The organism is Mycolicibacterium pulveris, assembly GCF_010725725.1.
GTDB classification, from domain to species: domain Bacteria; phylum Actinomycetota; class Actinomycetes; order Mycobacteriales; family Mycobacteriaceae; genus Mycobacterium; species Mycobacterium pulveris.
In genome coordinates, this window is sequence record NZ_AP022599.1 from 3,969,998 (window position 1) to 3,994,686 (window position 24,689).

Sequence of the window (24,689 nt, forward strand, 5' to 3'; positions counted from 1 at the left end):
GTCACTCCTTTCCGAGGTCAAGCAGGCGACGGGCGATGATATTGCGTTGAATCTCGGCGGTGCCGCCGTAGATGGTGGCCGCTCGCGAGTAGAGGAACTCGGTACGCCATTCGTTGTCGTCGAGCTCGATGACGCCGGGCAGAAGATCACGGGCGGTGTCATAGAGCTGTTGTTCGGCGCCGGCCAGCAACACCTTGTCGATCGAGGTTTCGGCGCCGAGCTTGTGCCCGTCGGCCAGCCGGTGCTGGGTGGCCCGCGATCGGCACCGCAGCGTGTGCAGCGCCAGATACGTCTCGCCCAGGTCGGAATCCACCGCTTGGCCAACGCGTTTCACTTCATCGACGAGCGCGTCGAACCGTGAATACAGGTAGGCGATGCGCTGCCAGAAGCAGGTCGAGCGTTCGTAGGGAAGCAGATCCATGGCCAACCGCCAGCCGTCGCCCGGATTGCCGAGCATCCGGTCGGCGGGGACCGCGACATCGTCGAAGTACACCTCGCAGAATTCGTCGACGTCGTGCATGGTGCGCAACGGACGAACCGTGACGCCGGGTGTCTTCAGGTCGACGAAGAACGCGGTGATGGCTTCGTGATCGGGGGTGTCCGGCCCGCCGGTGCGGGTGAGCAGCACACACCGCGTGGCGAACTGCGCGAAGCTGGTCCACACCTTCTGGCCGTTGATGATCCACTGGTCGCCGTCCTGCACGGCGCGGGTGGTCAGCGATGCCAGGTCGCTGCCGGACCCCGGTTCGGAAAAGCCCTGGCACCACGACTCCTGGCCGGACAGCAGTTTGGGGACCATCTCGGCGGCCAGTTCGGGTCGCGCGTAGTCGATCATCGTGGGCGTCAGCACATCGAGCATCGAGTACGGCCCGGGATGGTCGAGCCCGCGTCCCACGACCTCCTCGCCGACGATGGCGCGCAGGATGTCGGGACCGCCCAGCCCGCCTGCCGATTCCGGCCAGCCGTAGCGCATCCAGCCGGCGTCGTAGAGCGCCTTGAGCACCCGAAGATGCTGGGCCTGGTGGGCCTCCAAAGAGTTGCCACCCGCCGGAGGCGTCAGGTCGTTGGCGTCGAGCCATTCCCGCAGCGCCGTGCGGAACACGGCGGGGTCGAAGAGCTCCTCGCTCATCCCGCCTCGGGCCTTCCGATGGCGTGCGGGCGGCCGGAGTCGTGGTCGCCGCTGCGCCGGATGAACGTCATCGCACGAGTTTTCAGCCGCCAGCCGTCCTCGGTGCGGACATAGGTGTCGTTGTAGTACCCGATGCGCATGTCGTGCTTGGAGTGTTCGATGAAGCACAGCGGCTGGGTGCCGGTGGCCTTGTCGGGATCGTCGGGGTCCAGGGTTACCAGCGACGTGCCCGTCATGAACAACCCCTTCGGCGCGGCGTCGACCAGTTCGGGGAAGCGGGCCAGCGTGTAGGTGGAGCCGAATGCGCTGTAGGTGCCGTCCGGGGTGAATACCGAGATGAGACCGTCGATGTCGCCCTGGGTGATGGTGACGGCGTACTTGGCGAGCAGCTGCTGGATCTCGACGAGGTCGTCAGTTCGTGTCGGACTACTGGTTGGCCTACTGGCTGGCGATGTCATTTCGGAAGACCTTTCCGCCCTTCATGACGAAGTTGACGTTCCGCGTGACGGTGATGTCACTCAACGGATCTGATGGCACGGCGATGATGTCGGCTAGGTAGCCCTCGGCGAGGCGACCCAGGTTGGGTTTGTTGATCAAGTCGGCGGCGACGACGGTCGCCGCGCGCAGCACCGCGGCAGGCGGCATACCCCACTCGACGAGCGTAACGAGCTCGTCGGCGTTCTTGCCGTGCGGGATCGCCGGCGCGTCGGTCCCCACGGCGATCTTCACCCCGGCATCGTAGGCCGCCTTGATCGACGTGCGGGCCTTGGGAAACATTTCGGCGGCTTTGTCCTGCAGCTCTTTTGGCGCCCTCGAGACGTCCATGGCCTCGGCCAGCCGTCGGGTGCTCACCAGAAACCGGTCGTTGTCGACGAGCATCCTGATGGCCTCGTCGTCCATCAGGAATCCGTGCTCGATGCAGTCGATGCCGCACGCGACGGCGTGTTTGACCGCTTCGGCACCGTGGGTGTGCGCGGCGACGCGCAGCCCACGACGGTGCGCCTCATCGACGATGACCCGCAGCTCCTCGTCCGAATAGTGTTGTGCGCCTGCTTCTCCGGTCAATGACATCACACCGCCGGAACAGCACACCTTGATCAGCTGTGCGCCGTGTTTGATCTGGTAGCGCACGGCTTTCCGGATCTCGTCGACGCCGTTGGCGATGCCCTCTTCGATCGTCAGCTCGAGCACACCGGGCATGAACGCCGCGAACATCGTCGGGTCGAGATGGCCCCCGGTGGGGGTGATGGCGTGCCCGGCGGGGATCACCCGGGGCCCCTCGATCCAGCCGGCGTCGATGGCCTTGCCCAGCGCGACATCGAGCAGATAGCCGCCCGTCTTCACGAATAACCCGAGGTTGCGCACCGTCGTGAAGCCCGCACGCAGGGTGCGTCGGGCGTTGCCCACCGCGCGCAGTACCCGCGTCGCTGGATCGTCCTGGACCTGGGACAGGCCGGGGTTTTCGCCCCGGCCGCCCATCAGGAGGTTGACCTCCATGTCCATCAGGCCGGGCAGCAGGATGGCATCACCGAGATCGATGACGTCGTCCCCCGATGCCGAAGCGCCGATCGCGGTGATCCGGCCGTCGTCGACCCGTAAAACCCCGGGCCGGACGATCTCGCCGGCGTCGACGTCGAGCAGACCTGCTGCTTTGAGGGTCGGCACCCCTAGACCACCGGCTCCCTTACGCAGGTGATGTAGGTGGCGCCGCTGTCGAGCACGCGCGGCTGCTTCCAGACCTCGACCGGGAACGACACGTTGACCAGTGACTGCATCATGTGAATGAGCGCCTTTGCGTCGTCGGGCATTCCGTCCAAGGGGAACCTGGCGTCGCAGTATTCCATGACGGCCTCGAGGCGGGGAAACGCGGTGTCATAGAAATCCTGCATCTCCTCCATCGTGGAGGACAGCCGCTTCTGATAGCGCTCTTCCTCGGTCGGCAGGCACCAGTCGGTGAACCGCTCGAGATCGGCGAACTCTTCTGGCAACTTAGGCATTGATCGCATCCTTCTGACCGGCCGACGACGAGGCCTTCCCATTGCCGGAGCCGTCGGTTAGACCTTTCTCCTTCTTGTACGCGTTCACGTAGTCCCACGCCGTCGTGTGCAGATGACGCAGCAGGATCTCCTGGTCGCACAACGGGAACTCCTTGACCACACCGGTGCTGATCATCGTCTGGGTGGCCTCCAGGGTGTTGGCGTCCTGGAACGCGTACTCCTTGAACGTCACCGCCGCCAATTCATGGGCAAGCCGTTCACGGGTGTTGGTCGCGGGCACGAAGTAGAGCGTGCACTCGAAGATGTGCTTGTCCACGTCGGTGGGCCAGTAGTGGTAGGTGAGGTACCAGCCCGGCGCCCACAGCAGCAGCGTGAAGTTCGGGAAGAACTCGAACGAGTCCTGACCCCAGGCGTGATGGCGCGACGGATTGACCGCCGGCGGCAACTCGTCGGGCAGGATGCCCTTGATCTTCGGGCGGTCCCACGGTCCGAAAAGCCCGCTGTGCAGCACACGTTCGATGGGCTTGACCATGTTCAGGTCCTTCGGCGGGCTCATGCCGCCCCAGGACGAGATCATCGAGTGCCTGCCCTTGATGTCGTAGTGCAGGGCCTCGTAGCCGAAGCTGGCCAGCTTCTCGGCTTCCTCCTTGACCGCCTGCTTCATGTGCAGCACCGGCGCGTGGTAGAACTCCGTGAACGCGTCGATGAACAGCTTCCAGTTGGCGTTGACCTCGGCTCGGTAGGAATAGGTTTCGGTCATCTCGTGGAAGGGATAGCCCTCCAGACCCTTCGCGAACTCGCCGAGGTAGTCGATCAGCGGTTCGGCGTCGTCGTCGAAGTTGATGAAGATGAAGCCTTCCCACACTTCGCATCGCACCGGCACCAACCCGTAGTCGGCCTTGTCGACGTCGAAGAACTCACCCTCCTGCTGGATGAAGGTGAGATCACCTTTGAGGTTGTAGCGCCACCCGTGGTACTTGCAGGTGAACTGGCGGCAGGTGCCTGCGACCTCTTCGCCCGGATAGTCGTTCCACACCAACTTGTTTCCGCGGTGGCGGCACAAGTTGTAGAAGGCGCGGACCTGGTTCTCGGTGTCCTTGACGATGATCACCGACGTGCCCTTGCCCGCGGACGGCATCTCCTTGGTGAAGTAGCTGCCCTTCTTGGGGAGCCGTTCGACCCGACCCACGTTCAGCCAGCACTTCCGGAAGATCGCCTGCTGCTCGAGCTTCCACTGCTCGGGGTCGATCGAGTCGGTGTAATCCACCGGTGCGGTGCCGAGTTCGGGCCAGTGCTCGGTCCAGCTGCCCTCAGCGGGTTTCGGGAAAAATGCCACTGTTCTACCTCTCTGCGAGTGTTTCGGAGTCGGGTTTCACGCCGAAAGTGTTGATCGCCATGGCAAGCGCGCCATAGCAGCCGATGGTGAAGACGAGATCCATGCGCTGACGCTCGTCGAGATGCTCGGACAGTGCCGTCCAGGTGGCATCGGAGATCTCGGACGTGTCCTCGAGTTCGTCGACAGCGCGAAGCACGGCACGGTCCAGTTCGTCGACGGCCTCCCCGCGCTGCACCCCCGCGATGACGTCGTCGGTCAGCCCAGCCTCAAGGCCCATACGCACGTGATGGCGCCACTCGTACTCGCAGTGGCGGCGGTGCGCCACCCGCAGCACCGCCAGTTCGCGTAACCGTTCGGGCAGGGTAGACGAGTACAGCAGGTGGTTGTTGAAACGGAGGAAGGCTCGCGTCAGCTTCGGGTGCCGCACCAGGGTGGCCAGCAGGTTGCCGGTCTTCTCCGGAGAGCGCCGGTCGGCGGGGATGCTCGAAAGGGCATGGTCGACGGCGTCATCCCACTGCTCGGCGGGCAGCGGCTGAACTCGCACCGATAACTTCCTCTCGCTCACGAGAATCAGGTTCTCATATTTGGCTAACAGATTTCCATCTTTACCGCCCGCGGTCAATCCCGAGGGGCAGATGCGCCGGTCACGGCGGTGGCGACGGTCGCCGAAACGGCCCTGCCAGGGGCCTCGCGGACCGTTTCGGACATTGATTCTCGCGATGAGAGAAGATAGTTTTCTCAGCTAGAGAACCTGGCCGGTCTAGGGTGGGTGTCAGTGACGACCCCGAAGAAGGGAACAGGCATGAACAAGGACGAGATGATCTTGGTCAGTGTTGATGATCACATCGTCGAGCCGCCGGATATGTTCAAGAATCATCTGCCCAAGAAGTATTTGGATGAGGCGCCGCGGTTGGTGCATAACGCCGATGGGTCGGATACTTGGCAGTTTCGTGATGTGGTGATTCCGAATGTGGCGTTGAATGCGGTGGCGGGTCGTCCCAAGGAGGAGTACGGCCTGGAGCCGCAGGGGTTGGATGAGATCCGGCCGGGGTGTTGGCAGGTTGATGAGCGCATCAAGGACATGAATGCCGGCGGGATTTTGGGGTCGATGTGTTTTCCGTCGTTTCCGGGGTTTGCCGGGCGGTTGTTCGCCACCGAGGATCAGGAGTTTTCGCTGGCGTTGGTCAAGGCCTACAACGATTGGCATGTCGAGGAGTGGTGTGGGGCCTATCCGGCGCGGTTCATTCCGATGACGTTGCCGGTGATCTGGGATCCGGTGCAGTGTGCCAAGGAGATCCGGCGCAATGCTGCGCGTGGGGTGCATTCGTTGACGTTCACCGAGAATCCCGCGGCGATGGGCTATCCCAGCTTCCACGACTTCGACCATTGGAAGCCGATGTGGGATGCGCTGGTGGACACCGAGACGGTGCTCAACGTGCACATCGGGTCTTCGGGGCGCTTGGCGATCACCGCCCCGGATGCGCCGATGGATGTGATGATCACGCTGCAGCCGATGAACATCGTGCAGGCCGCCGCCGATCTGTTGTGGTCGCGCCCGATCAAGGAGTACCCGACGCTCAAGATCGCCTTGTCGGAGGGCGGCACGGGCTGGATTCCGTACTTTTTGGAGCGGGTGGATCGCACCTTTGAGATGCATTCGACCTGGACCGGTCAGGACTTCGGCGGCAAGCTGCCCTCAGAAGTGTTCCGCGAGCACTTCTTGACCTGCTTTATCGCTGATCCGATCGGGGTGGCCACCCGCGACAGGATCGGGGTGGACAACATCTGCTGGGAAGCCGACTACCCGCACAGTGACTCGATGTGGCCCGGGGCCCCCGAACAACTGCACGAGGTGCTCAGCGCCAACCACGTCCCCGACGACGAAATCAACAAGATGACCTACCAAAACGCCATGCGCTGGTATCACTGGGACCCCTTCACCCACATCCCCAAAGACCAAGCCACCGTCGGCGCCCTACGCAAAGCCGCCGAAGGCCACGACGTCTCCATCAAAGCCCTGTCCAAGAAGGACAAGACCGGTGCGTCGTTCGCGGATTTCGCCGCGAGCGCCAAGCAGGTGACCGGCAACACGGACTGAACGGATTCACGGGCTGACTGTGCGCCGGTGCGGAAGATGGCTCGAACGCACCGGCGCACTCGGCTGTGCCGACGACGTAGTGGAGGAGTGAGCAGTGTCGAACGGGATGAGTTTCGAGCTGACCGAGGATCAGGAACTGATCCGCAAGGCCGTCGCCGAATTGGCGGGCAAGTTCGACGATCACTACTGGATGCAGAAGGACCAGGCTCACGAGTTCCCGCAGGAGTTCTACGACGCCATCGCCAAAGGCGGCTGGCTCGGCATGACCATCCCCGAGCAGTACGGCGGCCACGGCCTGGGCATCACCGAGGCCACCCTGCTTCTCGAAGAAGTCGCCCGCTCCGGGGCGGCGATGAACGGCGCCAGCGCCATCCACCTGTCGATCTTCGGGATGCAGCCCGTCGTCAAGCACGGTTCGGAGGAACTGAAGGCCGCGACGTTGCCCCGAATCGTCAACGGCGACCTCCATGTCTGTTTCGGGGTCACCGAGCCGGGCGCGGGCCTGGACACCTCGCGCATCACCACCTTCGCCAAACGCGAAGGTGACCACTACCGCGTCAACGGCCGAAAAGTGTGGATCTCCAAGGCGTTGGAGTCGGAGAAGATCCTGCTGCTGACGCGCACCACCCCCTACGACGAGGTCACCAAGAAGACCGACGGCATGACGCTGTTCCTCACCGACCTCGACCGCGACCGCGTGGACATTCGGCCGATCAACAAGATGGGCCGAAACGCGGTGAGCTCCAACGAAGTGTTCATCGACGACCTCATCGTTCCGGTCGAGCACCGGGTCGGCGAGGAGGGCAAGGGCTTCAAGTACATTCTCGACGGGCTGAATCCCGAACGGATGCTGATCGCCGCCGAGGCGCTGGGCATCGGGCGGGTGGCACTGGAGAAGGCCGTCAAGTACGGCAACGAGCGGGTGGTGTTCAACCGGCCCATCGGCATGAACCAGGGACTGCAGTTCCCGCTGGCCGACTCGCTGGCCCGACTCGACGCGGCCGAGCTGGTGTTGCGCAAGGCGACGTGGTTGTACGACAACGGCAAACCTTGTGGGCGCGAGGCCAATACGGCCAAGTACCTGTGCGCCGACGCCGGCTTCGCCGCCGCCGACCGAGCCCTGCAGCTGCACGGCGGGATGGGGTATTCCGAGGAGTACCACGTGTCGCGGTACTTCCGCGAGTCACGCCTGATGAAGATCGCACCGGTCAGTCAGGAGATGATCCTCAACTTCCTGGGCGAACACGTGCTTGGAATGCCGAGGAGCTATTGATGACAGACTATTTCGACCTCACCGGACGGTCAGCGCTGGTTACCGGCGCCGCGGGTGGGATCGGGATGGCCGACGCGGTCGTGTTCATGGCCTCTGACGCGGCGTCCTACATCACTGGACAGATGCTGCCGGTCGACGGCGGCATGGTGCTGTGATGGCGTCACAGCCGCAGGCACCGCTGTCCGGAATCACAGTGGTGACGCTCGAACAGGCGGTGTCGGCCCCGATGTGCACCAGGACGCTCGCCGACTTCGGCGCCCGCGTCATCAAGGTGGAGAACCCCAAAGGCGGGGACTTCGCGCGCCACTACGACGACGTGGTGAACGGCCTCGCAGCCCACTTCGTCTGGTGCAACCGCAACAAAGAGTCGGTGGCCATCGACCTCAAAACCACTGAGGGCCTGGATATTCTGCATCGCCTGCTGGACAACGCCGATGTGTTGGTGTCCAACCTCGCGCCGGGCTCAACCGGGCGGCTCGGCATCACCCCCGCAGAGCTGGAAGCGCGCCACCCCGGCGTCATCGCCGTCGAGATCGATGGCTACGGTCCCGGCGGACCCTTGTCACACAAGCGTGCGTACGACCTTCTGATCCAAGCGGAGTCGGGCACGTGCGCGGTGACCGGCCAGGCCGACGCACCCGCCAAACCCGGGCCGCCGGTCGCCGATGTCTCGGCGGGACTGCACGCGGCGCTGTCGATCATGGCGATGTTGTATTCGCGTGACACCGGCAGGCGATCCGGCGGAGGCAGCGTCGCGCTCAGCCTGTTCGACACCATGATGGACGTGATGGGCTATCAGCTCACCTACACCCAGCACTCCGGTGTGGACCAGGTGCCGCTGGGTATGGGCTCGCCCGCCGTTGCACCGTACGGCGCGTATCGCACGGCCGACAACCAGATGGTGGTCCTCGGCACCACCAACGACCGCGAATGGCAGCGTTTCGCCCGGGAGATCCTGCAACGCAATGACTTGGCCGACGACGACCGGTTCCGCACCAACGCCGACCGGGTCGCCAACCGGGCCCTCCTCGACGAGGCCATCGCCGACTGGTGCGGACAGCGCAAGCTCGTTGAAGTGCAGGAGATCGCCGACGCCGCGGGCATCGGCAACTCGCGGTACAACCTGCCGAGCGAGGTGGTTGCCCACCCGCACTTGACCGCGCGCAACCGGTGGCGCGAGGTCGACACCCCTGCGGGTCCGATCCAGGCGCTGCTGCCGCCGGCCGTCATCGCCGGATACGAGCAGCCGATGGGTGCGGTTCCGGGGTTGGGCCAACACACCGACTCCGTGCTCGCCGAACTCGGAATCGACGACGAGCAGATCGCCGTGCTGCGGAAGCGCGGTGTGATCGGCCCGGCGGACCAGTGATGTCCAGCGACATCGAGCCCGTGCTGCTGTCGACCGACACCGACGGCGTCCGCACGCTGACGTTGAACCGCCCGGCCCGCAAGAACGCGATCAATCCGAGATTGTGGGAGGAGTTGGCCGACGCGCTGCGCGCGGCGGCGCGAGACACCGAACTCCGGGCACTGGTGATCACCGGAGCCGGCGGGGCGTTCTGCTCGGGCGCCGACATCTCGACGCCGGAGGACATCCACCCGAGGCACAAGCTGCGCCGCCTCACCGAGGTCGCTCTCGCCCTGCACGAGCTGACGGTGCCCACCGTCGCGAAGGTGACCGGCGTGGCCGTCGGCGCCGGCTGGAATTTGGCCCTGGGCTGCGATTTCGTGGTCGCCACGCCCGAATCGCGGTTCTGCCAGATCTTCGCCGACCGCGGTCTTTCCGTTGACCTCGGCGGTTCCTGGCTGTTGCCCAGGCTGGTCGGTTTGCAGCAGGCCAAGCGGTTGGTGCTGCTCGCCGACACCATCGCCGCCGAGGAGGCGCGCGACCTTGGCCTGGTGACCTGGGTCAAGGCCGCCGATGAGATCGACGCGTTCGTCGCGGAACTGGCGGGCCGGTTGGCGGCGGGACCGCCGGTCGCCCTGGCGCAAAGCAAGGCGCTGCTCAACGACGGCGCGAACGTGACGCTGCGGGAGGCGTTGGCCAACGAGGCGCGTGCGCAACCGGGTAACTTCGCCACCGAAGACTCAATGGAGGCGTACGCGGCGTTCGCCGCGAAGCGAGCGGCGAAGTTCACGGGTCGGTGGGCGGTGCCAAGATCGGAGTGACAAGATGCGTGAAACCGTAATCGTCGAGGCGGTTCGCACCCCCGTCGGCAAGCGCAACGGCGGGTTGTCGGAGATCCACGCGGCAGACCTGTCGGCGATCGTGCTCAACGCGCTGGTCGAGCGGGCGGGTATCGAACCTGAGATCGTCGACGACGTGGTGTGGGGCTGCGTCTCCCAGGTGGGTGACCAGTCCAGCAACATCGGTCGGTACTCGGTGCTGGCCGCGGGGTGGCCGGAGCGTATTCCGGGCACCACGGTCAACCGGGCCTGCGGGTCCAGTCAGCAGGCACTGGACTTCGCCGTCCATGCGGTGATGTCGGGTCAGCAGGATGTGGTGATCGCCGGCGGCGTCGAGGTGATGAGCCGGGTGCCGCTGGGCGCCGCGCGGGCTACCGGCATGCCATACGGGCCGAAAGTCCTTGACCGCTATAAGGATTTCTCGTTCAACCAGGGCATCTCGGCCGAAATGATCGCGCAGAAGTGGGGGTTCTCGCGGATCCGGCTCGACGAGTACTCGGTGCGCTCACACGAACTGGCCGCCGCCGCGCAGGACAGCGGTGCGTTCGAGGCGCAGATCATGCCGGTGTTCACCGGGGGTGAGCCGGTGGTGGCCGACGAGGGCGTGCGGCGCGGCAGCACCGTCGAGAAGCTCGCCGGGCTCAAACCGGCGTTCCAGGAGGACGGCGTCATCCATGCGGGCAACTCGTCCCAGATCTCCGATGGGGCCGCGGCGCTGCTGGTGATGACGGCCGAGAACGCCATCGCGCTGGGGTTGAGGCCGTTGGCGCGTTACCGCGCCGGGGCGGTCACCGGCGCCGATCCGGTGCTGATGCTGACGGGCCCGATCCCGGCCACGGAGATGGTCCTGCGCAAGGCAGGCGTCGCGCTCGATGAAGTCGGCGTGTTCGAGGTCAACGAGGCCTTCGCCCCCGTGCCGCTGGCCTGGCTTGCGGAAACCGGTGCCGACGAAGACAAGCTCAACCCGTTGGGCGGGGCGATCGCCCTGGGCCATCCGTTGGGTGCCTCGGGTGCGGTGCTGATGACCCGCATGCTCTATCACATGCGCCACAACGGGATTCGGTTCGGCTTGCAGACCATGTGCGAAGGCGGCGGTACCGCCAACGCCACCCTGGTAGAGCTCATCGCGTAGCGGTGGGGCGAGAACTCATCGCGTAGGAAGGACACCGCGTGCGCAGAGACCTGTTCACCGACGACCATGAGGCATTCCGCGAACTCGCACGCGATTTCGTCGAAAAAGAGGTCGTCCCGCACTACCCGGAGTGGGAGAAGGGCGGCCGGATGCCCCGCGACGTCTTCAAGCAGATGGGCGCGCTGGGCATGCTCGGGATGGCCATCCCTGAGGAGTACGGGGGCGGAGGCGCCCCGGATTACCGCTACAACGTGGTGCTGCAGGAGGAGGCGGCTCGCGCGCTGGTCACCCTGTCGACGGTGCGCACCCAATTGGAGGTGATCCTGCCGTACTTCTTGCACTACGCGAACGACGAGCAACGCGAGCGGTGGTTTCCCGGTCTTGCGGCAGGCACGTTGTTGACCGCCATCGCGATGACGGAGCCCGGCACCGGGTCGGACCTTGCGGGCATGCGCACCACCGCGGTGCGTGACGGCGACGAGTGGATCCTCAACGGCGCCAAGACGTTTATCACCGGGGGCATGCAAGCCGATCTGGTGATCGTGGTGGCGCGCACCTCGACGGACCCCGACAACCGGCGCAAAGGCCTGACATTGTTCGTCGTCGAGGACGGCATGGAGGGGTTCACCCGCGGCCGGGAACTGGAAAAGATGGGCTGCAAGGTCCAAGACACCGCGGAGCTGTCGTTCGTCGACGTGCGGGTGCCGGCCGCCAACATGCTGGGGGAGGAGGGCGAGGCGTTCGGCTATCTCGGCCATAATCTGCCCCAGGAAAGGTTGACGGTCGCCGTCGGATCGGTGTGTCAGGCGCGGTCGGCGATCGCCGCGGCCATCGACTACACCAAGAACCGCAAGGCATTCGGCACCCCGGTGGCGTCCTTCCAGAACACGAAGTTCGAGTTGGCGGCGTGTTCGACGGAGGTCGAAGCCGCCCAGGCGATGCTGGACCGCGCGGTGAGCCTGCATGTCGAAGGTGAGCTCTCGGGAGCCGACGCCGCACGGGTGAAGCTGTTCTGCACGGAGATGCAGGCCCGTGTGGTCGATCGGTGCCTGCAGCTGTTCGGCGGCTACGGCTACATGATGGAGTACCCGATCGCGCGGCTCTACACCGATGCGCGGGTGGCCCGCATCTATGCGGGCACCAGCGAGGTGATGAAGGTGATCATCGCCAAATCGCTGGGGCTTTGACCCATCTCTGACGGCGAACGGAGCGGAATGGATCAGCACACCTTCGACAAGGGGGCCAGAATCCGCGCCGAGGTGCTGGGCACGGACTACGTCACCGACGCCACCCGCGACGCCGACGACTTCAACAAGCCCCTGCAGGACTTGGTCACCGAATACTGCTGGGGGGCGGTATGGGGACGGGATGAGTTGCCCCGCAAGACGCGAAGCATGCTCAATCTGGCGATGATCTCGGTGCTCAATCGACCGCACGAGCTGCGCACACACATCCGTGGTGCGTTGAACAACGGTGTGACGCGCGAGGAGATCCGCGAAATATTCCTGCAAGTCGCCGTCTACGGCGGCGTCCCCGCGGCCGTCGACAGCTTCCGGCAGGCCCGTGAGATGTTCGCCGAATTGGACGACGAGCAAGGGAAATAGCGTGCAGCTGGGGTTTATCGGCTTGGGCCACATGGGGTTACCGATGGCCCGCCGCCTCATCGAGGCCGGCCACGATCTCGTCGTGTCCGACACCCGCGGCGAAGCGGTACACGCCGCCGCCGAGTTCGGTGCGCGGCCGGCATCCTCACCTCGTGAGGTCGCCGACGTCGCCGACACGGTGCTGGTGAGCCTGCCGTCTCCGCAGGCCTCCGTGGAGGTGGCGCACGGGGTCGCGGAGGGCGCCCGGGTGTCGCGGTTCGTCGACCTGTCGACCGTCGGCAGCGAGGTCTCCCGCACCATCCATCAGGTGTTGCAGGCGAAGGGCATCGCAGCTCTGGACAGCCCGGTCAGCGGCGGGGTGGCCGGAGCGACCAACGGGACCCTGACGCTCATGGTGTCCGGGTCACGCGCCGAGTTCGAGGCGTTGACACCGGTTTTCGAAACCCTGGGCCGTGCGATCTATGTCGGTGACAAGCCGGGTGCGGCTCAGACGATGAAGCTGGTGAACAACCTCATGGCGGCAGCCGCGTTGGCCGCGACCTCAGAAGTCGTCGTCATGGGCGTCAAGGCCGGCCTTGATCCCCGGGTGATGATCGACGTGCTCAACGCCGGCTCCGGCGGGACCCACGCCAGCCGGGACAAGTTTCCCCGGTCGGTGCTTCCCCGCACTTTCGACTACGGCTTCGCCACCGGTCTGATGGTCAAGGACGTCCGGCTCTACCTCGAAGAGGCCGAGCGGCTCGGCATCGTCGGCCCGATCGCGGCGGCCGTCGCCGAGCAATGGGAGGCCACGCTGCGTGCCGAGGGCGCGGACTCGGACTTCACCGCGGTCATCAAGCCCATCGAGCGCGCGGCAGGCGTTGTCGTCGACGGCCGATGACCGCCGCGATTACTTGAGCATGCTGCCGGCGTCGACCGTGACGGGAAGGCCGGTGATGTAACGCGATTCGTCGGAGGCCAGGAACAGCACCGCGTTGCTCACATCGCGTGGTTCGACCCAGCCGACGGGCAGCACGTGCATGAACTGCGCTGCGACGGCGAGATCTTCGACGCCGGGGTTCTCCAGGTCCGGGCGGAACAGCTTCATCGTTCCCTCGTTCATGAACAGCGGTGTGTTCACGTTGGTGGGGCAGACCGCGTTGACCCTTATCGAGTGCTGCCCGAGCTCGACGGCGAAGGTGCGCATCAGCCCGATGACGCCGTGCTTGGCGGCGATGTAGTGACCGGTGTGCGGATACGGCTTGAGGCCGCCGACCGAGCTCGTCAGGATGATCGAGCCCCCACGTCCACCGGAAAGGATGTGCGGTACAGCGGTTTTGACGCTCTTCCAGACGCCGGACAGGTTGACGTCGATCATGTCGCGCCAGTCGTTTTCGCTGGTCCTGTCGAGCGTGTTGCCACCGTTTCCGATGCCGGCGTTGGCGACGACGATGTCCAGCCGGCCCAACTGTTCCACGCCGCTGTCCACCACTGCCTTCAGCGCGTCGTAGTCGCGGACGTCGACCTCGGCGGTGATGATGCGGCGATTCAGATTCTTGACGAGGTCGGCGGTCTCGGCGAGGTCGTCGGGTGTCGCCCACGGGATGTCGCTGTTGCTGCTGATCTGCTTGCACACGTCGACGGCGATGATGTCGGCGCCTTCCTCGGCCAGGCGGGCCGCATGGCTTCGGCCCTGCCCCCGTGCCGCCCCGGTGATGAACGCAACCTTGCCCTCGACGCGCCCGCCCATGATCACTCCTCGGTTCCGACCCTTTATTGGTCGATCGATCAGGAGCTTGTCACCGACTGGCGCCGGGTGTCAACCGTCGTCTTCCACCGCGGTGACCCGGACATCGGCGAATTGCCGCAGCCGGGTCGGCTGGCGCCTAGCCCTGACCCGTCGCCGCTGGTTTCGTGGTGGGTAATGCGGCCGCGAGAAGATCCAGCTGCCGTTCCATGAACGCGCGCAGCTCGTCGTGGCCCAGGTGGACGCCGACGGCGCTCTCGTTGCACAGGCTGCGCGCGGTCTGCGCGATGAGCATCGAAACCGCGACGGGCGGATACTCGTCGAGGTCGACCCCCCGGGCGCGCAGCGCGACGGTGACGGCCGCCGTCTCGATGTCGCGCACCCGCTCCGCATACGCTTTGAGCTCCTTGCGAATTACCTTGCGGTGGTTGGCCAACGCCATGAACTCGGTGTTGAGTCCCGTCAGCCGCAGGTCGCTGTTCATCGACCAAAGCGTGCGCAACGGGTCCGAATCGGTGAGGGCGGCGCGCATGCGTTGCAGCGAGGCCTCCGCACCGGCGCGCAGTACCTCGACGTACAGGTCGTCCATCGTCGGGAAGTAGTAGTAAACCAGGGCCTGCTTTACGCCGGCCGCCGCCGCGACGCGACGAGAGGTCGCCGCGGCGTAGCCCTCCTCGCGCATGATCTGCGCGGTCGCCTCGATCAACCGTTGCCGCGCGCCGGTGTCGGCGGCTTTGGCCTTGCTCGGCATTGCGCTAAACCCCCGAGTCTTCGCTTGACCGTCCGTCGCGGCCCGTGGTACGCATAGCGCATCGTAGCAGTTTTATCGATCGACCAATATTTGGCGGTGGGCGCGGAAAGGACCGGTCCGTGACAGATTTCGCATCCGTCGACTACTTCTCCGACCAGTCGGTCAGCCAGGATCCCTACGACTACTGGGATTACCTGCGCGCGCAGGGCCCGGTGGTCCGTGAACCCCACCACGGAGTGGTCGCCGTCGTCGGCTACCAGGAAGTGCTTGCGGCGTTCAAGGATCACGACTCCTTTTCCGCGGTCAACGCGATCGGCGGACCGTTCCCGCCGCTGCCGTTCGAGCCGCGCGGCGACGACATCACCGACCAGATCGAGGCGCATCGCCACCTGTTCCCGATCCACGAGCACCTGGTCGTGATGGATCCACCCGCGCACACGCGGGCCCGGTCACTGCTGACCAAGCTGCTGACCCCGAAGCGGCTGAAGGAGAACGAGGACTTCATGTGGCAGCTGGTCGACAGCCAGATCGACCAGTTCATCGGCAACGGGCGATGCGAGTTCCTCGCCGAGTACGCGAAGCCTTTCGCCACCTCGGCGATCATCGACCTGCTCGGCGTTCCCGAAGAGGATCGGCCCGATTTCCTTGCCGCGCTCGGGGTCGAGCAGCGCTACGGCACTCAGGTAGGGGCACTCGACGGCGCGCCGGTGGGACGGGATCCCTTGCAGTACCTGGATGACAAGTTCGCCGGCTACCTCGCCGACCGACGCCGCGAACCCCGCAACGACGTACTGTCCTCGATGGCGACCGCCACCTACCCCGACGGTTCGACACCGGAGTTGATCGAGGTGGTCAAACCGGCGACCTTTCTGTTCGCGGCGGGCCAGGAGACGGTCACCAAACTGTTGAGCGCCGCCGTGCAGACCCTGGCCGACCGCCCGGAGTTCCAGCAGCAGCTGCGCGAAGATCCCAAACGCATACCGACCTTCATCGAAGAGGCGCTGCGGATGCACGCTCCGACGAAGGTCGACTTCCGCCTGGTCCGCAAGACCACCACGCTGGGCGACATGCGCCTACCTGCGGGCACGATCGTGATGCTGTGCCTGGGCGCGGCCAACCGCGATCCGCGCAAGTTCGAGAACCCGCACGAGTTTCGGCTGGACCGAAAAAACGTGCGCGAGCACCTCTCGTTCGGCCGCGGCATCCACTCCTGTGCCGGGGCGCCGCTGGCCCGCGTCGAGGGGCAGATCACCGTTCGGCGCCTCCTCGACCGGATGGCCGACATCAGGATCGACGACACCATGCACGGTCCCGCGGGCGATCGGCGATACGCCTACGAACCGACGTTTCTGCTGCGCGGCCTGACCGAACTGCACCTCGAGTTCACGGCGTCGGCGCCCGACAACGCGGGTTGACCTGCGGTGTGACGGCGGCCCAGAGCTGATTTCGCTGAGACCCTTGTCACAACCGACAAACCTACCTACTGTGTGTTCACTAGGTTGGTTGGACCGAAGGGTTTAGGTGACACCGGAGTCAGGCTCGCGGCCATACGAGACGCTGCTCGCCAAGGGCGAGGACCGTCGGCAGCGGATTCTTGCCGTGGCCGAGCGACTGCTGGCGCGCAACGGATGGCGCAACACGTCGTTGGCCCAGATCGCGAAGGAGGCGGGGGTCACCCCGGCCGGTCTCCTGCACCACTTCGAGTCGAAGGAACAGCTGCTCAACGCCGTGCTGGACGCGCGTGACGCCGACGATGCCATCCATGCCGACTACCGGTCCGGGGACCTCGTCAGCGAGCTCAGCCGGGTGCCGGAACGGTTCGAGCGCGCGCCCGACCTCATCGGCACCTACACCGTGTTGCTCGTGGAGAACATCGCGCCCGATGCGCCGCTGCATGACCGGCTGCAGACGCGTTACCGCGACGCCATCGACATCATCACCAAGATCATCAAGCGCGGTCAGCGCGACGGCATCTACCGCGAAGACGTCGAAGCGGCCAACAAGGCCGTGGAAATTCTCGCCTTCATCACCGGAATGGAGACCTCATGGTTGCTCGATCGATCAATACCGCTGAGCGAGGTGTTCAAGGAGTACGCGGAGTCACTGGCCCGCGAGCTCGCACCCAGGGACCCGAAATGAGGTACCGGCTCGACGTCGTTGCCCCCACCGTCCTCGACGCGGTGAGGTACGCGGGCGGCTGGGTATACGACCGGGCGATGGCCGGGTGGGATGTCACCGTGCTGATCGCCAACCCCGGCGACGTCCGACCGCTGCACATTCTCGGCGCCGAGACACTCGATTTGGACTCCGTGCTCAACGCATGGGAAGACCGGCCCCACCCGCAGACCGTCGCCGTCGCCGCCGATCTCTTCGACCGCGACCCGCGGGTGCTGACCCATGTCCGCAACGCACTCGACCAGCACGCCGCCGAGGTGACGGTCTGGGGCGAGCGGCTGCCCGCCGAACTGGACAGCAGCGTCGATTCCGTTGAGCACCGGTTGAGCGCGGCCGCGCGCGCCTTCAAGGCCAAGGCGCTGTCGGCCGCCGACCAGACGGGCGCCGCCGTCGGACACACCGAGACCTTCCGCAGCGGCGTGATGGCTTCGGTTGCCGCGGATCTGATCCCGGCCAGCTGACCCCGGATCGGCGTCCGAACCCACGCCCACCCGCGATTGTGCATCCTCATACGCGGTTTCCGGCGTGTCGCGGATGAAACCGCACAATCGACGTGAAGGTCGTCAGCCCACGTCCTACGTGAGGTCGATGAGCACCTTGCCTACGGCGCGGCCGTCTGCGACATGGCGCAGCGCCTGCGCCGTCTCCTCCAACGGGTAGACCGCGCCGATGTGCGGACGGACGCGCCCGCTGGCGAGGTGTTCGCGCAGTTCGGCTTCGTTTCGGTCGAACTCGTCGGGCGGCACGTCCTGGAAGTGGAAGCCGAGCACGTGTACTCCCTTGACCAACACCAGGTTCAATGGAATCCGGGGGATGACGCCCGAGGCGTAGCCGACCGTGACGAACCGTCCACCCCGGCGCAGCGAGCGCAACGCCGGTTCGGCGAGCTCGCCGCCGACGGGGTCCACGACGGCGTGGGCGCCGTCGGGTACGGCGCCGCGCAGCGCGCCGCGGAGGTCGCCCGATCGATGGTTGACGAGGTGCACCGCACCGTAAGACTGTGCGGCGGCTAGCTTTTCGCCCGAGGAGGCGACCGCGGTGACCGATGCGCCCAGCAGCACGCCGAGTTGCACGGCGGCCAGCCCGACGCCACCGCCTGCACCGAGGACGACGACCTCGTCACCGGACCGCACCCGCGCCATCGATCGCAGCGCGTGGTAGGCGGTGCGGTATGCCACGCCGAACGCGGCGGCGGCGCGGTCGTCGACGGCCTCTGGCGTGGGGGACAGGCTCGCCGCGGGCACGACGACCTCCTCGGCGAACGCGCCGAACATGCCGGTGCCGGTGACCCGGTCGCCGACGCGGAACCCCTCTGCGCCGGATTCCACGACGACGCCGGCGAACTCGCTGCCGGGCACGAACGGCGGGGGCACGCTGACCTGATACTGGTTGGCGATCAACAGCACGTCGGGGTAGTTGACCGACGCGGCGTGGACGCGGACCTTGACCTGGCCCGCGTGCACCGGAGGTGACGGGCGCTGTTCGATACGGACCACTTCGGGCGCCCCGTAGTCGGGGCACACGGCGACGCGGATCATCTGTAGTCGCTGGATTCGGCGAGCTCGGCGGCCGAACGCATCAACTCGACGATGACCGGTCCGTAGGCGAGCAACTTCTCGTTGTCACCGGCGCGCTGGAAGCCTTGCTCGAGCACGATCGCCAGCTTCCACTTGGCCAGCACCAGATAGTAGTCGAGGTCGTCGACCTGGCGCCCGGACAGCTTCGCATAGTGCTCGACCACCTGTGTGCGCGACGGCATACCGCGCATATCGACGTAGCCCATCTCGGATTCCGTTGGCGCGTCGGTGTTCTCCGGCCAGCTCTGCACCATCCAGCCCAGGTCCAACTTCGGGTCCCCGACCGTGCCCATCTCCCAGTCCACGATCGCCGCGAGCCGCGCCGGAGCCCCGTGCCGGTACATCACGTTGGCGAACTGGTAGTCGCCGTGCATCAGCCCCGGGATGTAGTCCAGCGGTCGACGCGCTCGCAGCCAGTCGGTGGCGACGTCGAGGCCCTCGATCTCGCGCCCCTTGATGCGCTCGAAAAAGGCTGTCCACCGGTCGACCTGGCGTTCGTGGAAGCCGTCGGGACGCCCTAAGTCATGCAGCCCCTTGGCCTTCCAATCGACCTTGGACAGCAGCGCGATACCTCCGGCGAGCTGATAGGCCAATTCCCCGCGCGCGGAGAGGTCCGAGTCGAACGGTTCGGGCCACTTGCGGCCCTGAAGGTCCATCGGCGACCAGCCGTCGACGTAACCCATCAGGTAGAACGGCCGGCCGAGCACCCCCGCGTTCTCACACACGGCGACCGCCTCGGTGTGCGGCACCTCGGTGCCGTCGAGCGCCTCGATGATGCGCCACTCGCGCAGGATGCCCTTGTCGCGGTCGGGCGGGGCGCCGGGCGGTGGCATCCGCAGCACGCAGCTGTGTTCGCCGCGGCGCAGTTCGTAGATGACGTTCTGGGTGCCGCCCGACAGGAACCGGGTCTGCAGCGGCTCGCCCTTGCCGGGCAGTTCGGCCGCATCCATCCAATCGGTCAGGCGCGCAACGTCGATCGCGTCCTCACTCACAGGTTTCCCACCTCGTTCTCGAGGTACTCGGCGAACTTCGCCCGCGCGGCTTCGCGTTTGCGGGGCGTCCACTCCGTCGGCCACATGTCATCGGTCGGCTGATAGTCGCGCAGCACCTGCTTGGCGACCGTTGCCTTGTGTACCTCGGTGGGCCCGTCGGCCAGGCCCATGACCGCGGCGCCGGTGACCATACCCATGAACGGCATCTCGTTGGTGACACCGAGTGCACCGTGTACCTGCATTGCCCGCCAGGCGATGTCGTGCAGCACCGAGGGCATGACCACCTTGACCGCGGCGATGTCCTTGCGCACCTTCTTGTAGTCGTCGTATTTGTCGATCGCCCATGCGGTGTAGAGCACCATCAGCCGGAACTGCAGCAGTTGGGCATACGAATCGGCGATGTAACCCTGCACGAACTGCTTCTCCGACAAGCGGCTGCCCTGGGTCTCTCGGCTCAGCGCACGCTCGCACATCATGTCCAGGGCCTTGCGTGCCAGCCCGATGGTGCGCATCGCGTGATGGATACGCCCGCCGCCGAGGCGGGTCTGTGCGATCACGAACGCCTGGCCCTCACCGCCGAGCAGCGCGTCGGCGGCCACCCGCACGTTGTCGTAGTGGATGAGGGCGTGCGAGCCCTCGCCCTCGGGTTCCCCGTAGAGCCCGACGTTACGCACGATGTTGACCCCGGGGGTGTCGGTCGGCACCAGGAACATCGACATGCCCTGGTAGGGGCTGACATCCGGGTTGGTCACCGCCATCACGATCAGGAACGACGCCGTCTTGGCGTTGGAGGAGAAGAACTTCTGGCCGTTGATGACCCAGTCGTCGCCGTCGCGGACCGCGCTGGTCTTGAACAGGGTGGGATCGGCGCCGGCGTGCGGCTCGGTCATCGAGTAACAGGAGAACAGCTCACCGTCGAGCAGCGGACGCAGATACCGCTGCTTCTGGTCCTCGGTGCCGTAGTGCGCGAGGATCTCGGCGTTGCCGGTGTCTGGTGCCTGGCAGCCAAAGATGATCGGCGCCCACTGTGAGCGGCCCAGGATCTCGTTGAGAAGGGCGAGCTTCAATTGGCCGTATCCCTGGCCGCCGAGCTCGGGGCCCAGGTGCGTCGCCCACAGCCCACGCCGACGCACCTCGTCCTTGAGTGGTTCGATCACCTTGCGGCGGTTGGCATCCAGCGGCACGTACTGCTGGTCCGGGAAGACCAGGTCCAGCGGCTCGACCTCCTCGCGGACGAACTCGTCGGCCCAATCCAGCACCTTCTGGTATTCGGGATCGGTCTCGAAATCCCATGCCATGGCGGTCTCCCTTCGATGTCCAGGCCCTTATCGGCCCGCTCGGGTGTTGAATCCGGTGATCAGCGCGACGATGTCGGCGGTGACGACCTCGGCGAATGACTTGTCGCCGAAAGTTCCTGCGGCCCAGTGCCGCACCCCTTCGCTCACATGTATTCCGGCGAGATGGGACAGGTGGACGACGTCGACACCCGAGGCGAGTTTGCCGTCTTGCTGCGCCTTGGCGAACAACTCGCCGAACATGTCGGCGTCGCGGCCGTCCGAACGTTCTCCGGCCAGGATGCGGTGGTGTTGGCGGTAGCCTTCCAGGATCGTCTCGATGATGAGCTCACGCGGGTTGCGGGCCATCGACCGTTCCAGGCTGCGCAGCGCCGCACCGATCACCGACTCCACGTCGTAGTCGCCACGCAGCGACGACCGCACCGCCTGCTGGGCGGCGCGGGTGGACAGCAGGCCGACCTCGAAAAGGATGTCCTCCTTGGCCGGGAAGTAGAAGTAGAACAACGCCCTGGATACGCCGGCGGCCCGGCAGATGTCGGCCACGGTGGTCTTCGCGTAGCCGTTGGTGCGCCACAGCGCCATCGCCGCCTGCACCAACGACCGCTTGGTTTCGTGTGAACGCGCCCGCTGAAACGACGCGCGTCGCTGACCACCGTCAGCAACGGCAGTCGACACACGCTTGGACACCCACGCAGTGTAACCACTGGTCCCGGCTATGGAAATAGTTGACGCTCGTCTAACTACCCAATTCCGATACCAGCGACGCGACAAATTCCTGGGTGCGCCGGCGGGAGGCCTGGCGCTGGGTCGCGTCGGCGCCGAGCGGCACCACCCTGGCGGCGAGGTCGGTCACGCCGGCGTCGCGGTAACGGCGCAGCCGCGCCAGAATCGTGGCCTCGTCGCCGGCCGCCATGGTGTCGCCGACGTCCTCGGCGTCGCCGTGCTCGAGCAGCCTGACGTAGTTGGGGGAGAAATCGGCATGGCCGAGTACCTCGCTGGCGTATGCCCGCGCGTCGTCGACGTCATGCTCGGCGCACAGCGCGACGGGCACTCCGGCGACGACGCGAATTCCGCTGCGCCCGGCCGATTCCGCCGCTTCGCTGATGCGTGGGACGACGTAATCGCCGATCGCCCGCTCGTCGGCCATCCACAGGATCGTGCCGCCGGTGCGCTGTCCGGCGGTGCGCAACATCGTGGGTCCGAGCGCCGCCAACAGCACCGGCATGTCGACCGTGTCGGTGACGTCCACGGGACTGTTCACCCGATAGCTGTCGTTGGCGACGACGACCTGCCCTGGCCCGGCGAAGGCCGCCTCCAACACGTCGAGGTAGTCCCGCACCAGCCGGGCCGGCCGGTCATAGCTCAGCCCGAGCTGGTCGGCGACGATCCAATGGTGTGACGGGCCGATGCCGAGGGTGAACCGGCCCGTGCACGCGACCTGGGTCGTCAGCGCCTGCTGGGCCATGATCAACGGGTGACGGGTCTGGACAGGGACGACGGCGGTGCCGATCTCGATCCGGTCGGTGACCCTGCCGAGCAGCGCGACGGCCGTCATCGCGTCGAGGTAGCCGGGCACCTGCGGAATCCAGAACGACGCGAATCCGTCGCTCTCCGCGGCTTTCCCGTCGTCGAGCAGGCCGCTCAGACGGTCGGCGCGAGACCGCTCCTTGTCCGAGCCGATCATCAGGCCGATTCTCATTGGCGCTCCCTAGGGCAGATAACGGTCCCACTCGTATGGAACGACTGGGTAGAACGGTGCGGCGAGCAGCGGTTCGACATTGCCCTGGCGCCACCGCCTCTCCAACGCGGGTCGCAGTCGGTCGGCGACGCGCACCGGGTCCTCATCGAGGAAGCAGTAGGAAATCGTCTGGCCCGCAGGGGCACTGGCCAGGTTCGCGTGCACCGAGTGGGACCCCGCCGACCAGACGCCGGCCACGCCGTCGACGTCGACCAGGTGTGTCGGTGCCGGCGCATCGGTCTCCAACAGCACATACACCCCGCGGACCGGCCACCACGGCAGCACGTCGGCGCCGACCTTCACCCGCGGCGCCGCCACCTTGGTGTGCACGGTGTAGACGCCGCGCTGCACCGGGGGCAGCAGCGGCAGCTTGCGATCGGCGTCCCCCAGCGCCGTGGACAGTTCGTTGAACCCCGTCAGCCCGCTTCGGTCGGTGAAGAAGTAGGTCATCACATGGTCGATGGTGTCGAATTGGTCGGGTGTCGAGGTGCGCGCGGCCCGGCACGCCGGTGTCGACACCAACCGCAGCGAAGCCCGCACTGCCGAAAGCCGGTGTTGTTCGGGCCGGTGGTCCAGGGTGTGCCAGCGCAGGTATTCGGCGTCCGCCCCGTCGGGATGACGTCTTGCCATCGAGACGAACAACGTGGTGACGTCACCGCGTCCGGTGGCGAGCACGCCGTCGACCTGGTCTGATGGGGTGCCGGGCAGCGGGTTCACAGGCGTCCTTCCGACGTCACTGAATCGTCTGGGGCAAGCGGGATTTCGGGGTGGCGGGCCCGGAGCATCCGGCGGAACCCGTCGCGCCACGGGACTTTCGTTCGCCCCAGGACCTGATGCATGCGGGTGACGTCGGGCCACAGCGGCGTGTGGGCATCGGGGGTGTAGGCGAAGACCGGCTCGACACCGACCAGCGTGCCCATGTAGGTGCAGTACTCTTCGGCGCTGACCGTCTCACTGCCCGCCCAGTTCACCACCACCGGCGGCGTGTCGGCGACCTCCATCGCCCGGATGCCGAGTTCGACGTAGTCGTCCTCGTAGATCGGGTTGAAGTTGTTCGGTCGGTCCGGATGAAGCTGAATCGGCTTGCCCGCCAGAATCCTTTCGAGACGGTCGGCGGGTGCTCCGCCTTCGGGTCCGTACGTCGAGCAGATCCTGATGATCGTCAGCGGGATCTGGTATCGGGTGGCGATCCACGTGCACACGGCTTCGGCGGCGACCTTGGAGAAGCTGTAGTTCGCCCGGGCCGGAACGCCGGGGGGATCCGATTCGGTCAGCGGGCGCCGGCCCTGGTAGGCGTAGATCGAGCCCGTCGAGCAGAACACGAATCCCTTCGCCCGGCGCTGTCGATACAGCAGATCGCCGGAGTGGGTGGCGTTGGTTTTCACGCAGGTGGCCCAGTCGGTGGTACCGGGGTCTACGGCGGCGTGGAACACGTAGGTGAAATCGTCGGGCAGCGAGGAGAAGTCGCCCGAGCTCATGTCCAGTGTGACCGGGGTGACGCCCGCGTCGGCCAGTCGACTGCGGTCGGCAGGGTCACGCAGTCGGGCCGCGCCCCACACCTCGTTGCGCTGCGCCAGCGCACGGGCGATGGGAAAGGCGATCTTGCCGGTCGCGCCGGTGATCAGGATCTTCTCCGCGTCGAGCATCCCACTAGTCATAGCGCACGACGAACCAGATGT

At 66.0% G+C, this 24,689-nt stretch carries 26 protein-coding genes and 1 pseudogene; 12 read left to right on the forward strand and 15 right to left on the reverse strand.

Annotated elements, in window-relative coordinates; genetic code table 11:
- Position 1 precedes the first annotated feature (1 nt).
- The 6 genes from G6N28_RS19255 to G6N28_RS19280 are packed head-to-tail and all read right to left on the reverse strand — an operon-like array spanning position 2 to position 5,006.
- On the reverse strand, positions 2-1,129 hold the full coding sequence (locus G6N28_RS19255) for an acyl-CoA dehydrogenase family protein (RefSeq protein ID WP_163903037.1): 1,128 nt from the start codon (positions 1,127-1,129) through the stop codon (positions 2-4).
- A complete protein-coding gene (locus tag G6N28_RS19260; protein WP_163903039.1) occupies positions 1,126-1,587 on the reverse strand; it encodes a nuclear transport factor 2 family protein in 462 nt (153 codons plus the stop codon). The genes G6N28_RS19255 and G6N28_RS19260 overlap by 4 nt, the downstream gene beginning before the upstream one ends.
- Positions 1,568-2,794, reverse strand: coding sequence for a metal-dependent hydrolase family protein (locus G6N28_RS19265; protein ID WP_163903041.1), 1,227 nt, complete (start codon positions 2,792-2,794; stop codon positions 1,568-1,570). The genes G6N28_RS19260 and G6N28_RS19265 overlap by 20 nt, the downstream gene beginning before the upstream one ends.
- Positions 2,795-2,796: 2 nt before the next feature.
- Entirely contained in the window at positions 2,797-3,126 is a 330-nt protein-coding gene (locus G6N28_RS19270) for a hypothetical protein (protein WP_128108795.1), read from the reverse strand.
- Positions 3,119-4,462: an aromatic ring-hydroxylating oxygenase subunit alpha gene (locus G6N28_RS19275; RefSeq protein ID WP_163903043.1), complete on the reverse strand. Its 1,344-nt coding sequence runs from the start codon at positions 4,460-4,462 to the stop codon at positions 3,119-3,121. The genes G6N28_RS19270 and G6N28_RS19275 overlap by 8 nt, the downstream gene beginning before the upstream one ends.
- A gap of 4 nt (positions 4,463-4,466) precedes the next feature.
- Positions 4,467-5,006 carry a carboxymuconolactone decarboxylase family protein gene (locus G6N28_RS19280; RefSeq protein WP_163906430.1) on the reverse strand — a complete coding sequence of 180 codons (540 nt, stop codon included), beginning with the start codon at positions 5,004-5,006 and terminating at the stop codon, positions 4,467-4,469.
- Between the two features lie 258 nt (positions 5,007-5,264).
- Between G6N28_RS19280 and G6N28_RS19285 the strand changes: the two genes are divergently transcribed.
- The 9 genes and pseudogenes from G6N28_RS19285 (at position 5,265) to G6N28_RS19325 (ending at position 13,636) form a co-directional block, all read left to right on the forward strand.
- A complete protein-coding gene (locus G6N28_RS19285; RefSeq protein WP_163906432.1) occupies positions 5,265-6,560 on the forward strand; it encodes an amidohydrolase family protein in 1,296 nt (431 codons plus the stop codon).
- Positions 6,561-6,666: 106 nt separating this feature from the next.
- Positions 6,667-7,833 (forward strand): acyl-CoA dehydrogenase family protein, encoded by a 1,167-nt coding sequence (locus tag G6N28_RS19290; RefSeq protein ID WP_163903045.1) that lies wholly within the window; start codon positions 6,667-6,669, stop codon positions 7,831-7,833.
- Between the two features lie 65 nt (positions 7,834-7,898).
- Positions 7,899-7,988: pseudogene (locus G6N28_RS26865) on the forward strand (SDR family oxidoreductase); the annotation flags it as partial.
- Entirely contained in the window at positions 7,988-9,202 is a 1,215-nt protein-coding gene (locus G6N28_RS19300; RefSeq protein ID WP_163903049.1) for a CaiB/BaiF CoA transferase family protein, read from the forward strand. The pseudogene G6N28_RS26865 and the gene G6N28_RS19300, both read left to right, overlap by 1 nt.
- Positions 9,202-10,002 carry an enoyl-CoA hydratase/isomerase family protein gene (locus G6N28_RS19305; RefSeq protein WP_163903051.1) on the forward strand — a complete coding sequence of 267 codons (801 nt, stop codon included), beginning with the start codon at positions 9,202-9,204 and terminating at the stop codon, positions 10,000-10,002. Before G6N28_RS19300 ends, G6N28_RS19305 begins: the two co-directional genes overlap by 1 nt.
- A gap of 4 nt (positions 10,003-10,006) precedes the next feature.
- Complete coding sequence (locus tag G6N28_RS19310) at positions 10,007-11,152, forward strand: thiolase family protein (protein ID WP_163903052.1); 1,146 nt, start codon at positions 10,007-10,009, stop codon at positions 11,150-11,152.
- A 38-nt stretch (positions 11,153-11,190) separates the two neighbouring features.
- The gene (locus G6N28_RS19315) at positions 11,191-12,339 is read left to right on the forward strand and encodes an acyl-CoA dehydrogenase family protein (protein ID WP_163903054.1); all 1,149 of its coding nucleotides are present in this window, start codon (positions 11,191-11,193) and stop codon (positions 12,337-12,339) included.
- A gap of 27 nt (positions 12,340-12,366) precedes the next feature.
- A complete protein-coding gene (locus G6N28_RS19320) occupies positions 12,367-12,756 on the forward strand; it encodes a carboxymuconolactone decarboxylase family protein (protein WP_163903056.1) in 390 nt (129 codons plus the stop codon).
- Between the two features lies 1 nt (position 12,757).
- Entirely contained in the window at positions 12,758-13,636 is an 879-nt protein-coding gene (locus G6N28_RS19325; protein ID WP_163903058.1) for an NAD(P)-dependent oxidoreductase, read from the forward strand.
- A 9-nt stretch (positions 13,637-13,645) separates the two neighbouring features.
- Here G6N28_RS19325 and G6N28_RS19330 read toward each other — a convergent pair whose 3' ends face one another.
- Together G6N28_RS19330 and G6N28_RS19335 are read right to left on the reverse strand one after the other, a co-directional pair.
- Complete coding sequence (locus G6N28_RS19330) at positions 13,646-14,485, reverse strand: mycofactocin-coupled SDR family oxidoreductase (RefSeq protein ID WP_163903060.1); 840 nt, start codon at positions 14,483-14,485, stop codon at positions 13,646-13,648.
- A gap of 136 nt (positions 14,486-14,621) precedes the next feature.
- Positions 14,622-15,233: a TetR/AcrR family transcriptional regulator gene (locus G6N28_RS19335; RefSeq protein WP_163903062.1), complete on the reverse strand. Its 612-nt coding sequence runs from the start codon at positions 15,231-15,233 to the stop codon at positions 14,622-14,624.
- 119 nt (positions 15,234-15,352) lie between these two features.
- Here G6N28_RS19335 and G6N28_RS19340 point away from each other — a divergent pair, with 119 nt between their 5' ends.
- The 3 genes from G6N28_RS19340 to G6N28_RS19350 all read left to right on the forward strand — a co-directional run bounded on the left by G6N28_RS19340 (position 15,353) and on the right by G6N28_RS19350 (position 17,869).
- Positions 15,353-16,648 (forward strand): cytochrome P450, encoded by a 1,296-nt coding sequence (locus G6N28_RS19340; protein WP_163903064.1) that lies wholly within the window; start codon positions 15,353-15,355, stop codon positions 16,646-16,648.
- A 106-nt stretch (positions 16,649-16,754) separates the two neighbouring features.
- The gene (locus G6N28_RS19345; RefSeq protein ID WP_163903067.1) at positions 16,755-17,372 is read left to right on the forward strand and encodes a TetR/AcrR family transcriptional regulator; all 618 of its coding nucleotides are present in this window, start codon (positions 16,755-16,757) and stop codon (positions 17,370-17,372) included.
- Positions 17,369-17,869, forward strand: a complete 501-nt coding sequence (locus G6N28_RS19350; RefSeq protein ID WP_163903069.1) for a hypothetical protein — start codon at positions 17,369-17,371, stop codon at positions 17,867-17,869. Before G6N28_RS19345 ends, G6N28_RS19350 begins: the two co-directional genes overlap by 4 nt.
- Before the next feature lie 114 nt (positions 17,870-17,983).
- On the opposite strand, the gene G6N28_RS19355 is transcribed toward G6N28_RS19350, so the two are convergent.
- The 7 genes from G6N28_RS19355 to G6N28_RS19385 form a co-directional block, all read right to left on the reverse strand.
- The gene (locus tag G6N28_RS19355; RefSeq protein ID WP_163906434.1) at positions 17,984-18,943 is read right to left on the reverse strand and encodes an NADPH:quinone oxidoreductase family protein; all 960 of its coding nucleotides are present in this window, start codon (positions 18,941-18,943) and stop codon (positions 17,984-17,986) included.
- On the reverse strand, positions 18,943-19,935 hold the full coding sequence (locus G6N28_RS19360) for a phosphotransferase family protein (RefSeq protein WP_276001748.1): 993 nt from the start codon (positions 19,933-19,935) through the stop codon (positions 18,943-18,945). Before G6N28_RS19360 ends, G6N28_RS19355 begins: the two co-directional genes overlap by 1 nt.
- Positions 19,936-19,973: 38 nt before the next feature.
- Complete coding sequence (locus G6N28_RS19365) at positions 19,974-21,275, reverse strand: acyl-CoA dehydrogenase family protein (protein ID WP_163903073.1); 1,302 nt, start codon at positions 21,273-21,275, stop codon at positions 19,974-19,976.
- 27 nt (positions 21,276-21,302) lie between these two features.
- Positions 21,303-21,866 carry a TetR/AcrR family transcriptional regulator gene (locus G6N28_RS19370; RefSeq protein ID WP_163906436.1) on the reverse strand — a complete coding sequence of 188 codons (564 nt, stop codon included), beginning with the start codon at positions 21,864-21,866 and terminating at the stop codon, positions 21,303-21,305.
- 142 nt (positions 21,867-22,008) lie between these two features.
- Complete coding sequence (locus G6N28_RS19375; protein WP_163903076.1) at positions 22,009-22,971, reverse strand: TIGR03564 family F420-dependent LLM class oxidoreductase; 963 nt, start codon at positions 22,969-22,971, stop codon at positions 22,009-22,011.
- 9 nt (positions 22,972-22,980) lie between these two features.
- Entirely contained in the window at positions 22,981-23,727 is a 747-nt protein-coding gene (locus G6N28_RS19380; protein WP_407664980.1) for a hypothetical protein, read from the reverse strand.
- Positions 23,724-24,656 carry an NAD-dependent epimerase/dehydratase family protein gene (locus G6N28_RS19385; protein ID WP_163906440.1) on the reverse strand — a complete coding sequence of 311 codons (933 nt, stop codon included), beginning with the start codon at positions 24,654-24,656 and terminating at the stop codon, positions 23,724-23,726. Before G6N28_RS19385 ends, G6N28_RS19380 begins: the two co-directional genes overlap by 4 nt.
- Positions 24,657-24,689: the final 33 nt, after the last annotated feature.